Annotated in this window: 10 protein-coding genes; 8 read left to right on the top strand and 2 right to left on the bottom strand. The window is 42.5% G+C overall.

Annotation, left to right across the window (positions count from 1 at the left end):
- Positions 1 to 375: 375 nt before the first annotated feature.
- Positions 376 to 2,490 (top strand): catalase, encoded by a 2,115-nt coding sequence (locus G5B00_RS11485; RefSeq protein ID WP_163875231.1) that lies wholly within the window; start codon positions 376 to 378, stop codon positions 2,488 to 2,490.
- 5 nt (positions 2,491 to 2,495) lie between these two features.
- Here the strand turns inward: G5B00_RS11485 and G5B00_RS11480 are convergent, their stop codons facing one another.
- Positions 2,496 to 5,843, bottom strand: a complete 3,348-nt coding sequence (locus tag G5B00_RS11480; RefSeq protein WP_205966400.1) for a DEAD/DEAH box helicase — start codon at positions 5,841 to 5,843, stop codon at positions 2,496 to 2,498.
- 42 nt (positions 5,844 to 5,885) lie between these two features.
- Positions 5,886 to 6,773 (bottom strand): 1-aminocyclopropane-1-carboxylate deaminase/D-cysteine desulfhydrase, encoded by an 888-nt coding sequence (locus tag G5B00_RS11475; protein ID WP_163875228.1) that lies wholly within the window; start codon positions 6,771 to 6,773, stop codon positions 5,886 to 5,888.
- Between the two features lie 104 nt (positions 6,774 to 6,877).
- Between G5B00_RS11475 and G5B00_RS11470 the strand changes: the two genes are divergently transcribed.
- From G5B00_RS11470 to G5B00_RS11440, 7 genes are all read left to right on the top strand, one after another.
- Entirely contained in the window at positions 6,878 to 7,444 is a 567-nt protein-coding gene (locus G5B00_RS11470; protein ID WP_163875225.1) for a UbiX family flavin prenyltransferase, read from the top strand.
- A gap of 313 nt (positions 7,445 to 7,757) precedes the next feature.
- The gene (locus G5B00_RS11465) at positions 7,758 to 9,026 is read left to right on the top strand and encodes a dihydroorotase (protein WP_163875222.1); all 1,269 of its coding nucleotides are present in this window, start codon (positions 7,758 to 7,760) and stop codon (positions 9,024 to 9,026) included.
- A 4-nt stretch (positions 9,027 to 9,030) separates the two neighbouring features.
- A complete protein-coding gene (locus tag G5B00_RS11460; RefSeq protein ID WP_163875219.1) occupies positions 9,031 to 9,699 on the top strand; it encodes a hypothetical protein in 669 nt (222 codons plus the stop codon).
- Positions 9,700 to 9,702: 3 nt separating this feature from the next.
- Positions 9,703 to 10,290 carry a DUF4199 domain-containing protein gene (locus G5B00_RS11455; RefSeq protein ID WP_163875216.1) on the top strand — a complete coding sequence of 196 codons (588 nt, stop codon included), beginning with the start codon at positions 9,703 to 9,705 and terminating at the stop codon, positions 10,288 to 10,290.
- A 5-nt stretch (positions 10,291 to 10,295) separates the two neighbouring features.
- Entirely contained in the window at positions 10,296 to 11,246 is a 951-nt protein-coding gene (locus G5B00_RS11450) for a glycosyltransferase family 2 protein (protein ID WP_163875213.1), read from the top strand.
- A gap of 3 nt (positions 11,247 to 11,249) precedes the next feature.
- Entirely contained in the window at positions 11,250 to 12,254 is a 1,005-nt protein-coding gene (locus G5B00_RS11445) for a glycosyltransferase (RefSeq protein ID WP_163875210.1), read from the top strand.
- A gap of 13 nt (positions 12,255 to 12,267) precedes the next feature.
- Positions 12,268 to 12,528: hypothetical protein (locus G5B00_RS11440; protein ID WP_163875207.1), on the top strand; the 261-nt coding region annotated here is incomplete at its 3' end.

Below are 12,528 nucleotides of genomic sequence, written 5' to 3'. Positions count from 1 at the left end.
TTTTATAACTAGTTTGTCCCCAAAAGACCCGATACATCATGTTGATTGGTATTATTGGCTTAATAAAGATATAAAAAAAGATAAGCTATCGCAATACCTGTTTTCAGGTATTTACACTATGTTTAATCTTACTTATTCGTGCTAAACAATAAAATCAGGGATACGGTTTTTTATTGTTAAAAAAATATTCAGATGTCTAGATGTGTTAGCTTGATGATTATCCATTATCTTTCTTTAATAATTGACTTTTTCATGTCCCAAAACAAAATACGGCAATATATGTTATATGTGAAGTGATATAGATTTGTATTAGTCTTTAACAACCTCTCTAAAACTGTTTTTATTTTGTTATAAACCTATTTAGAATATTTGGCCATGAAAGAGCAGAAAAATCCAAAAGGAATGCATATCGACCAACATGTGGTGGATAATGACAACAAAGTAATGACCACCAACGACGGTGTACCGGTGTATGACAACAATAACACGCTTAAAGCAGGTGACCGAGGGCCTTCTTTGCAACAGGATCATGTTTTCTTTGACAAGTTGATGCACTTTGACCGGGAGCGTATCCCGGAGAGGGTAGTGCATGCAAGAGGATCGGGAGCACACGGCGTCTTTGAGGCTACAGCTGATATGTCTGCATATACTACTGCTGCCTTTTTGAAAAAAGGAGCTGTTACGCCTGTTTTTACACGGTTTTCTACGGTTGCCGGATTCAAGGGGTCTACCGATCTGGCTAGGGATGTGCGGGGCTTTTCGGTAAAATTCTATACCGAGGAAGGCAACTATGACCTTGTGGGCAATAATATTCCCGTATTTTTCATTCAGGATGCGATGAACTTCCCCGATCTGGTGCATGCTGTCAAACCCGAACCCAACAACGAAATTCCACAGGCCGCTTCGGCACATGATACTTTTTGGGATTTCATGTCACTTATGCCCGAGGCTGCGCACATGACCATGTGGACGATGTCGGACAGGGCTATCCCCCGAAGCCTGCGGATGATGGAAGGTTTTGGGGTACACACCTTCAAATTCGTCAATGCAAAAGGAAAAGGCACTTTTGTCAAGTTTCATTGGAAACCGAGATTGGGCGTACATTCTGTGGCGTGGAACGAAGCACAGAAAATATCGGGCTTTGATGCAGATTTTCACCGTAGGGATTTGTGGGAAGCTATTGAGAATGGTGACTTTCCGCAATGGGATTTGGGTGTACAACTTGTCCCCGAAGAAGATGAAATGAAATTTTCGTTTGATATTCTTGACCCAACAAAGATCATTCCCGAAGAATTGGTTCCTGTACAGATCATCGGAACGATGACGCTCAACCGTAATCCCGAAAACTTTTTTGCAGAAACCGAACAGGCTGCTTTCGACCCTGGTAGAGTAGTTCCCGGTGTTGATTTTTCGGACGATCCATTGTTGCAGGGACGGATTTTCTCTTATATGGATACGCAGAATTACCGGCTGGGTGGTCCAAACTTCCACGAATTGCCGATCAATAGACCCATCAACGGAAAACACAACAATCAAAAAGACGGATTCTCCAGAATGGATATTCCCAAAGGCGCGGTTAGCTATTTTCCAAATAGCAAAGCCGAAGGTTGTCCTTATCACGCCATGCTGAAAGGTGAAACGGGCTATCAATCGCACAAACAGCCCATAGACGCCTCTAAGGTGAGGGCTCGTTCGGACTCCTTTGCCGATCATTTCACGCAGGCCAGATTGTTCTTTAATTCCCAAAGTCCCGAAGAGCAGGAACACATTATAAGTGCGTATAGTTTTGAACTTTCAAAGGTAAATGATGTGAACGTACGTAGGAGGGAATTAGCCATTCTAAACCAGGTCGACCAAAACCTTGCAAAAAAAGTAGGAGATAACTTAGGATTGGTACCGCCGAAGAAACTAGATGAATTGACGCTGAAATTTGCCCGACAAAATCATCCAGAGTATCCAATCCAACCGAAAAAGCCAGAAGTAGAAAAATCCGAGGCACTGAGCATGAAAGTCAAGCCCGGCGAAGGTACGATCAAAAGTCGGAAAGTTGCCTTTTTGGTGGATGATGGTGTGAATCAGTCCTCTGTGGACAGGATGAAAAGACAATTGGAAAAAGAGGGTGCAATGGCTGTATTGATCGCTTCGCACGTAGGTAAAATAAAGTATCAAGAAGGGGGAGAAGTAGAGGTACAACATTCTTATCTGACGGATGCTTCCGTCTTGTATGATGCGTTCTATACCCCCGATGGTGATTCGGTCAAGAAATTGGCAGATAATCCCGATTATCTGCAATTTATCAACGAAGGCTACCGTCATTGTAAAGCATTGGCTTTTGCCAAAGGAGCGGAAGAACTGGCTAAGAGATCTTTTATCGCAAAGGATAAGGGTGTGATCTTTGAAAGCAGTGATAACTTGACAGATGATTTTATTCAAGTGATGAAAGAGCATCGTGTATGGGAACGTGAAAAACCGAGGAAAGTACCGGCATGATCGGATCACTCCAATATTCCCAATAAATCCTGTTTTGTCAGCGTATTGAAAAGGGAAGCATCCGTTCTGACCAGATCCTGTGCTAATTTGGATTTCTTTTTTTGGAGATTCATGATTTTTTCCTCGATGGTGTCCGAACAGATCAGACGGACGGCAATGACGTTTTTGGTTTGGCCGATACGGTAGCTACGATCTATGGCTTGGTTTTCGGTTGCCGGATTCCACCAAGGATCCACGAGGTACACATAGTCGGCTTCGGTGAGGTTGAGCCCCACACCGCCGGCTTTCAAACTGATCAGAAATACACGGATATGTTCGTTTGTCTGGAAGTTATGTACTTTCGAACCTCTGTCTTTGGTTTGGCCCGTCAAGTATTCGAAAGGGATGTCTTTGTGCTCCAGTTCGGTTTTGATCAGATCCAACATACCGACGAATTGTGAAAAGACCAGAATTTTATGTTCGCTGGATTTGTTTTCTATCTGTTGGAGCAATATCTCGATCTTGACGGCATGTGCGCCGGAATGCCCTTCTTTCAACAGTATAGGTGAGTTGCAGATCTGACGTAGCTTGGTCAATCCTGTCAGTACGTGCATGCTGTCCTTTTGGATTTCCTCTTCGTCGGTGGCGGATATATATTCTCGAAGTTCCCTTTCATACATCTCGTAGACCATTCGTTGCTCTGCGTTCATCTCACAATAGATGACCATCTCTGTCTTTTCGGGAAGCTCTTTGGCGACCTGCTTCTTTGTCCGGCGCAGGATGAATGGTTTTATTTTTTGCTGGAGTTCTGCAGCTCGTTTGCTGAATTCAAATTTATCGATCGGAAGGGCATAGGTGTCCTTGAAATACTGTTTGCTGCCCAACAGGCCCGGACAGGCAAAGGAAAGCTGTCCGTAGAGGTCAAATGTGTTGTTTTCGATAGGTGTCCCGGTCAACACGATTCTGTTTCGGGATTGGAGCAGGCGTGCGGCTTTATATCTTTCCGAATTTGGATTTTTGATGGCTTGGGATTCGTCGAGAAAGATATAGTTGAAGCGAAATGTTTTTAGAAAGCGAATATCCGAGAGCAATAGACCATAACTTGTCAGGATCACTTCATATTTCTCTATTTGCTGTATGTCTTTGGGGCGGTCACTGCCGTAATGTAAGTAGACACTAAGGGAGGGTGCAAATCTGGCTATCTCTTCCTGCCAGTTGAATAGGAGAGAGGTAGGCACGACGATCAAGTTGGTACAATGCCCGTGCTTTTCCCGTTGGGACAGTATAAAGGCAATGATTTGTACAGTTTTACCCAATCCCATATCATCGGCAAGACAGCCGCCAAAATTGAAACCATCGAGAAAGTTGAGCCAGTTTAGCCCTTCGTATTGATAGTTTCGTAGCTCCACCTTTAGATCCTTTGGAACAGGTACTACCGGGATCTCCCCGCTACCTCCCAATTTTTGAGTGTACAGGTTGATTTCTACTTGTACCTCTTCGCTCAAGACTTCTTTCTCGAATAGGGTGGCTACTCCGGTAAAGTTGATTTTGGGTATTTTTAGAAGTTCATCGTCTATATCACCTACTTGAAAGTATTGTGTGATCTTCGCGATCCATTCATCCGGTAAGATACCTTTTGTGCCGTCATCGAGCTGCACAAATTTGCTCTTGTTGCGGATAGTCCTGTGCAATTGTTTGAGTGAGGCTTCTTTTTTGCCAAAGCGTACCTTAAGTTTGGCGTTGAACCAATCCACACCGCTGATGACTTGAATATTGATTTTTGCCCGATGGGGATTGAGTGTATTGTTTTTTAGCTCATTAAATCCCAATATGGTAATGTTTTCCTTGCGCCAGGCGTCAAAGGCTTCCAAAAACCAATTGTGATCCAAAAACTTGTCTCTATGTAGGTAAAAATATTCGTGCTCATTGATCTGCTCTTTAAAATCTGCATGTTGTTGCATGACAATCGTGGTCAATTGGATTTCTGCTTCCCTATTACGTTCGATTTTAAAAACATTTCCATTCTGATCGGTGTCCAACAGCTGCTTTTGGGAGTACACCACCGCTTCTACGTCTCCATACTTTAGGACTGGGGTGATGGATATATAGTTGCCTTCTTGTTGCAGGTAGACGATCCGTTGGATATCAAATGTCTTTTCGGCCAATTGTGCAGGTGTGGCGGTGTGGATATAGCTATAATGTATATGTATGTATTGTTCTAGCGGAGACAATATCGTCTGTACAAAATTTTCGTATTTTGAGCTATGGATCAGAAGGATTTCGTTGTGTGCTTTGAAAAACTTGAGTATGTGCAGTATATCTGGATTGTCGGGAAGGAGCAGCTGTTGTTGATGTAGGATAAAACATTCGTTTTTTATCACTACCTGTTTGAATGGCAGTGAAAGGTCGTTGAAGACCAGTTCTCCTGTAATTTCATAAAAAGGTTCTTTTTTCAATACGGTGAGCCGGATTTCGGCTCGTATCGTATTCAATTCTACGGGCACTAGGGATTTGGTGGAAATATTGTCAGCTACATTTCGGTCATGGTAATAAGCGTCGAGTTCCAAAGGATTTTGGACGATGAGTTTCAAGGCTTCCCATTCCGCAGAATTGAGGTCTTCGCTGTATTTGTTCAGAAAAGTGAGTAGGGCGGTGTAAAACTTGATTTCCGATGGATGTTGTGTTTGCCATACCAGTGGCATCGGATCGACGTTGTCGATAGGATTTTTGATCTTTCCGGACTGGGTTGTTGGGGCTTCCATGAGCAGGAAATGCAGGTGGTTGTAGTACCTATGTTTACTGATCACCAAAATTTGCCTTTTTGTTGTGTCAAATCCGGTGATTTGAGACAATTTGGATTTCCGCTGCGGTAGCAACTGTTGTTGGAGGTTTAGTTCACCCACTTTGAGCAATTCTTTTACACTTGGCTGTATATGGATTTTGCCGTCTTGATAAGCTACTTGGAAATAGCTCTCCAAATGGGATTCGCCTTCCAATCCGTATTCCTTTGCACTGGGTAATAGTAGACGATGGCGCATCTCCTTGTCAAAAAATATACGGTAGTTTTTCTTTTCCAGGATACAGGCTATCACCTCTGTCTGGTGTTCACAGAGGTGATGTATCCCCTGTCCACAAGAGCAGGATGTCATTAATGATGTACCTGACTGTATGACATATACAATGGGATATTTAATTGAAGTATTTGTTTTGGTAAAAGCACCTGTGTTTATTGCCAAGGTAAGCGGATAGATGGATTGAAAATCCTGATTGTGGACGAATGTCTTATCGGATGTATGCTTTAGTAAATCATATACGGACAGCGTGCTGATGCTGGTATCGGATAATGTGTATTCTTGTGGTGTGGACATTGTCATGCAAAACAGGTTGAAAAGGTAGTAAATTTTCTTAATACTGACTTAATTAAATTTGTCAAGCATCCCCAAGAGCCCTGTTAGTCCTCCTGTATGTATAAATAAAATTCGTTCACCCACTTGGAAAGTATTTTGTTCAATGAGGTGGTGCAAGGCAAAGAGGGCCTTGCCTGTATAGATTGGTTCGACCATCACACCTGTCTGTGCGACAAAATCCTTAACAAATGCGATGAGTTCGGGGGTCGTTTTGGCATATCCTCCGAAATGGTAATCGGTGTGCAATATGGTCTGCTGTAGAGGAGCACGGAGCTTTTTCATTTCCTCTGCCATAAAATCTCCACCCTTAAGTACCGGAACCACGTGCAACTGGCTGTTTAGCTCATTTTCGGCTAGGGCGAGGGCTAGACCGGCTGCCGTCGTACCAGTGCCTGCCGCACAGAAGATGTGCTGATAAGGTGTCGAAAGCTCGGTGATGATCTCTTTGCAACCCCGAACTGCTTCTATTCCATATCCCCCTTCGTCGATAAAATAGGCATGGTCTCTATGAATCGATGTAGTGAACAATTCCTTTTTGTGCTGATAGGCTTCCCGGGAAACAAAGTGTAGCTGCATCCCAAAGAGCTTACACATAGTCAATATCGGGTTTTCCACTTCCTCGCCACGAATGAATGCTTCAGTTGAATAGCCAAAAGTAGCTCCTGCACAAGATGTTGCAAGTATATGGTTGGACCATGCTCCACCGAATGTGACTATATGTTTTTTGTTTTCTTCTGTGGCCTTTATTAGATTATATTTTAATTTTCGCCATTTGTTTCCTGAGATAAAAGGATGAATCATATCATCTCTTTTGAAACACACTTCGATACCTTTTTGTGTGTACAAAGGGTGGCGTATTTTTTGTTCGGGGCTATGGAAAGAAAAATCTGGTGTCATGTTGTATGTGGTACAAAGGTAGATAAATTTTTAGTGACTGCTAAGGTGAACATTAGAGGATAGTAAAATAGTAAACCAACCCAAAAATCATTACTTTTGCTCTTATGAAGAAGAAAATAATTGTTGCCATCACAGGGGCTTCAGGGTCTATATATGCCAAAGTGCTGTTGGATAAACTGGCTCTTTTGGCAGATCAAATAGAAGAAGTCGGTATTGTGATGTCAGACAATGCCAAAGACGTTTGGCAATTTGAGCTTCAGAATGATGTTTATCAGTCTTACCCTTTTCGATTTTACGCCAAAAACGATTTCATGGCCCCCTTTGCTTCCGGTTCGGCAAATTTTGATACGATGATTGTCTGTCCTTGCTCCATGGGTACGCTGGCGCGTATTGCACATGGAACTTCTTCGGATCTGACGACCCGTGCGGCAGATGTGATCTTAAAGGAGCGCAGAAGATTGATCCTTGTAACCCGCGAAACACCTCTCAGTCTTATCCATATCCACAATATGTCGTTGGTCACGGAGGCAGGCGCTATCGTATGTCCGGCCAGTCCATCTTTTTATAGCCAACCTTCGACATTGGAGGAGGTCGCAGCTACCGTAGTGGATCGGATATTGCATTTGGCAGGTCTGCAGATTAAGACCTATCAGTGGGGGGAAGGAGACTAAATTTTTTCCATTCGGCATTCGTGAATGCAAAGCATTTTATCTAAATTTGTCTTTTGATGAAACAATCAAAAAACGCATTGTATTTCGAGTAAGACACAAGTAGGGCAATACTAGGGTATGCCCTTTTTGTTTATAATAACTGTAAGATGATAAGGTTATAAAAGTGACGATAGTGATGGCGATCAGGTATTGCTTTTATAACTTCAAAATAAAGTGATAATGGTTATAAAGGTGTGATAGTAATGAAGTTCGATCCAGGTATCACTTCCATAACTTGTTTCACTTTCATAACTTTAAAATAATAGTCTAAGAGATGAGCACGATCTTAATTACTTCAGCTAAGCTGTTGTTGGCTTCGCACAAACTTCATAATCAGACAGTCGATGTGTTGGTGAAAAATGGAGTCATTGTGGATGTAAGCAAAAAAATAAAAGTATCGGAGAAAAACGTTCAGGTCATCGATGTCAAAGGATCTTTCATCTGTCCCGGTTTTTTTGACTTGAATACCAATATTGGAGAACCAGGTTTTGAGACCAAGGAAGATGTACAATCCGGTACGGCGGCAGCAAAGGCTGGAGGTTTCACAGGAATTGCTGTTCATCCGAACACCAATCCTGCTTTACAAAGCCGTTCGGAAGTCTCCTTGTTGGTCAATGCGGCCAAAGGCAATCTGGTCGATGTACACCCTGTTGGTTCGATCAGCAAAAAACGCGAAGGCAAAGAATTGGCTGAGCTGTACGATATGAAACTGAGTGGGGCGATAGCTTTCTCGGATGGAAACCATTCTTTGCAGCAGGCGGGACTGATGGGGAGGGCATTGTTGTATGCCAAAGGATTTGACGGATTAATCATTTCGTTTGCGCAGGATGAGTCCATTGCCTCCGGCAATCAAATGAACGAGGGTGTGATGAGCACCTATCTGGGAATGAAAGGTATCCCCAATCTGGCCGAATCACTGATGATCTCAAGAGACCTGTATTTGGCCGAATACAATGAAGCTCCGATCCATTTTACAACGATCTCCACGAGCGAATCCGTGGATTTGATCAAAAAGGCGAAGGCAAAGGGCCTAAAGGTAACCTGTGATGTAGCGGCGCACTATCTTGTATTGTCAGACGATGATTTGGAAGGATTTGATTCAGACTATAAGGTAAGTCCTCCATTGCGTACGAAAAAAGATGTAAAAGCTTTGCTTAAGGGATTGAGAGAAGGTGTGATCGATGCGGTTGTGTCGCAGCATACTCCGCATGAAATCGAGTTTAAGAATGTGGAATTTCATATTGCCAAACCCGGAATCACAGGCTTACAAACCGTGTTGCCCATGCTGTTGAAAGCCGGGTTGACAGAAGAGCAGATCGTCGATCATCTTTCTGTAAAACCAAGGGAAATCGTGGGGTTGCCTGTACCGTCTTTTGCTGTTGGGGAGAGGGCCAATTTCACGGTATTCAATAGCCACCAAAAATGGAATCTGGATGATAAAACCAATAAATCCAAATGTAAAAATAACCCTTTTTATGGTCAGGAACTAACGGGCAAAACAATTTTGGTGTATAATAATAACCAGCTTACTATCAACGAATAAAGGTATGGATACTAAAGTAAAAAAAGCAATATATGCAGGGGTGAATTCCTATGCAGGATATGAAGGGTTGGATGCTACAGATCTGCTGTCTCAGCTGGAACAGGTATTTGATTCGGAAGCTCCTTTTATGGACAAGGTCGAACAGCTGGATCAAGTCTTTGATGACCATATGCGGTTTGATGAACTACGGGAAGTGTCCTTTGATCTGCTGATGATCAATTTCTTTGCCGAAGATGTTCAAAAACTCGAAGAAGACTATTTGGATTCGGAGGAATGGGAGAGCATAGAGGAGCAGACACTGGATAGGGGAACCGAATTGTTGAATATCTTTTTGTACCTTAGGGAATGTGCTGATGAAGATGTAGCACCTTCACTGGATGACTATCTGAAAGAATTCCTGTTGGTAGAGGAAGATGAGTTTCAGGATGAATATAGTATATATGAACGTGTCATCGCCAATCAGATATTGGTCGAAAGCGACTATTCCGAAATCGCCAAGGTAGCGAAGACTATCGGTGAGGGAGAAGAACTGTACGAATTGTTCTACCCTGTAGTCAGTTTCTTTTACGAGCAAGATCCGGATGACAGACAACTGGAAGAGTATGTATCCCAAGCGGCAAATAAAGCTTTCGAGACATCGATTTACAAACTGATCGTACACTTTAACAAATAGCATATGTCCACGGAGCTAAGTAGAAACGAAAAGAAAGATGGTCTGGTCTATGGAGCCATTGCGGGTGTGGTATCTATTGTACTGTCCATTGTCGCTATTTATTATACGCGCTCGGCAGAGAGCTATTCTGGCCTGTATATGGTCAGTACTGTTTTGAAAATAGTAGGTTCTATCCTTGTTCCGGTTTTTTTGGTTTATCTGTTGAAAAGAAAAAATGGCCGGGCTTGGACATTTAGCCATGCGTTAAAAAGTATCTATATCCTCTTGGCCTCCAGTATTATCGTCAGTTCTTTAGGTATCACGATCTATCAGAAGACCATGGACAAGATTGTTCTGGAAGAAAGCTATCACAATCTGATGAACCTTAAGATCGTCGATATGGAAGGGAAGGGCGCATCGGAGGATGAAATCGATCAACAGATTGAAATCATAGAACAGGATAAAGAGTTTGCGTTGAGCAGCTTTTCTTTTCGTAACGCTATAGCGCCTATATTTATCAGTTTACTGTTAGGATTTATATTTGCTTTGGTTTTAGCCTTGTTGTTTCGGGCAAGCGATAGCAAACAAGAACCTCTTAAAGAACAAATTTAAAGAGAATGGATATTTCGGTTGTCGTACCCTTGTATAATGAAGCAGAATCACTTCCAGAGCTGACGGACTGGATTCGCCGTGTCATGCGCGAACATCACTTTACCTATGAGATTATTTTGGTAGACGATGGGAGCAAGGATGATTCATGGGAGGTCATTCAAGATTTGAAAAAAGGGCATGAGCAGATTTCTGGTATAAAATTCAGACGTAATTACGGAAAATCGGCAGCATTGAATGTAGGTTTTGTTGCTGCCCAGGGTGATGTAGTCATCACGATGGATGCTGATTTGCAGGATAGTCCGGATGAAATTCCCGAATTGTACAACAGGGTAAAAAATCAGGGAGCGGACTTGGTGTCGGGTTGGAAGCAAAAGCGCTATGACCCGCCGACCAAAACTATCCCGACAAAGTTATTCAATTCGGTGACACGTCGGATGTCCGGTATCCATAATCTGCATGACTTCAATTGTGGACTGAAAGCCTATAAAAAAGATGTTGTCAAAAGCATAGAGGTGTATGGTGAGATGCACCGGTATATCCCTGTCATCGCGAAATGGGCCGGATTCAGCAATATACAGGAGCAGGTCGTGCAACACTACCCGCGCAAGTACGGTACGACCAAGTTTGGTGCCGGACGCTTTATCAAGGGTTTTTTGGATTTGTTGTCTATATTTTTTGTGGGCAAGTTTGGTAAGCGTCCCATGCATTTTTTTGGTACAATAGGGGTTATGAGTTTTTTGATTGGTATTTTTATCACAGTTTACATCATCAGTGATAAGCTGATCAGTATTGCGAATGGTACCTATTATCGCAATATTACGGATCAACCTATCTTCTATCTGGCCTTGGTTGCAGTCGTAATAGGCACCCAGCTGTTTTTGACAGGATTCGTTGCGGAGTTGGTATCCCGCAACAGCACGGAACGCAATAATTATCAGATCGAACGTGTCATCTAAAGCATGTTTTCCATTATCATACCCTTATACAATAGACCAGATGAAATCGATGAACTGTTAGCATCATTGTGCCGACAGGTCTATACCGATTTTGAGGTGGTGATAGTGGAAGATGGCTCATCCAAACCGGCAAGAAGTACTGTCGAGTCGTATAAAGATAGACTAAAGGTCAATTATTTTTTTAAACCGAATGAAGGGCAGGGATTTGCACGGAATTACGGATTCGAAAGGGCCGAGGGTGATTTTTTTATAGTCCTTGACTCGGATGTGCTTGTTCCGGAAGATTATCTGCTTAAGGTCAGGAGAAGTCTGGATGAGCATCATTGGGATGCTTTCGGAGGTCCCGATGCTGCCCACGAATCTTTTACGGATATACAGAAAGCGATCAGCTATTCGATGACGAGCCCACTGACGACCGGAGGGATACGTGGCAATAAAAAGCATGTAGGACATTTCCACCCCCGGAGTTTCAATATGGGTATCTCACGAAAGGTATGGGAAGCAACCGGGGGGTATAAACTGTCCAGAAGGTCTGAAGATATAGAGTTCAGTATCCGGATGATCAATCAAGGCTATAAAGTAGGCTTGATACCCGAAGCTTTTGTCTATCATAAACGCAGGGCAAATATTGCTCAATTCTTTAAGCAGGTTTATGGTTTTGGAAAGGGTAGGATCGATATTTCTATGCTTTATCCGGGCGAATTGAAGCTTGTCCATGCTTTACCGGCTTTTTTTACTTTAGGTTTTGCCATAGTGCTGTTATGTCCTGTATTTCAAGTTTTTTTTGTAGGGCGATCCTCTTTTTTTGCTGTTCTGTCTGAGGCAGGAGCTTTCTTTTTGTTGCTGTTTACATTGGCTCTGTTTTGCCATTCTTGGATCTCTACCCGAAGTGTAAAGGTGGCTCTTTTGTCTGTTGTCGCGTCCTATACGCAGATCTTTGCCTATGGCTTAGGCTTTATTCAGAATTTTGTTGATAGGAAATTATTAAATAAGGATACATCGAAGTAATTGCAAATAGGAAATGATATCGATTACACAATATAACCTTGATAAGATAGAGGACCTGTTTGAGACCATAGGTTATAAGGTTCGTTATGAAAAAGGAAATTTTAAGACTGGAGCCTGTGTTTTGCAAAACACAAAGGTGGTTGTTGTCAATAAATTTTCTAATTTGGAGGTCAAGATCAATTCGTTGATACAATTGCTAAGAGAGTTTGAGCTGGATAAGGCAGTTTTGGAAGAAAAACAATGGCTTTTTTATAAGTCTTTAATGAAAGGAGAT

The sequence above is a fragment of the Parapedobacter sp. SGR-10 genome, from assembly GCF_011030405.1.
GTDB lineage: Bacteria > Bacteroidota > Bacteroidia > Sphingobacteriales > Sphingobacteriaceae > Sphingobacterium.
The sequence above is the reverse complement of the archived record's forward strand: the minus strand, read 5'-3'. Positions and strand labels throughout refer to the sequence as shown.

Coding starts and splice junctions, on each gene's coding strand:
- G5B00_RS11445 (WP_163875210.1), top strand. CDS start 11,250: ATGTTTTCCATTATCATACCCTTATACAATAGACCAGATGAAATCGAT.
- G5B00_RS11485 (WP_163875231.1), top strand. CDS start 376: ATGAAAGAGCAGAAAAATCCAAAAGGAATGCATATCGACCAACATGTG.
- G5B00_RS11475 (WP_163875228.1), bottom strand. CDS start 6,773: ATGACACCAGATTTTTCTTTCCATAGCCCCGAACAAAAAATACGCCAC.
- G5B00_RS11460 (WP_163875219.1), top strand. CDS start 9,031: ATGGATACTAAAGTAAAAAAAGCAATATATGCAGGGGTGAATTCCTAT.
- G5B00_RS11470 (WP_163875225.1), top strand. CDS start 6,878: ATGAAGAAGAAAATAATTGTTGCCATCACAGGGGCTTCAGGGTCTATA.
- G5B00_RS11450 (WP_163875213.1), top strand. CDS start 10,296: ATGGATATTTCGGTTGTCGTACCCTTGTATAATGAAGCAGAATCACTT.
- G5B00_RS11480 (WP_205966400.1), bottom strand. CDS start 5,843: ATGACAATGTCCACACCACAAGAATACACATTATCCGATACCAGCATC.
- G5B00_RS11455 (WP_163875216.1), top strand. CDS start 9,703: ATGTCCACGGAGCTAAGTAGAAACGAAAAGAAAGATGGTCTGGTCTAT.
- G5B00_RS11465 (WP_163875222.1), top strand. CDS start 7,758: ATGAGCACGATCTTAATTACTTCAGCTAAGCTGTTGTTGGCTTCGCAC.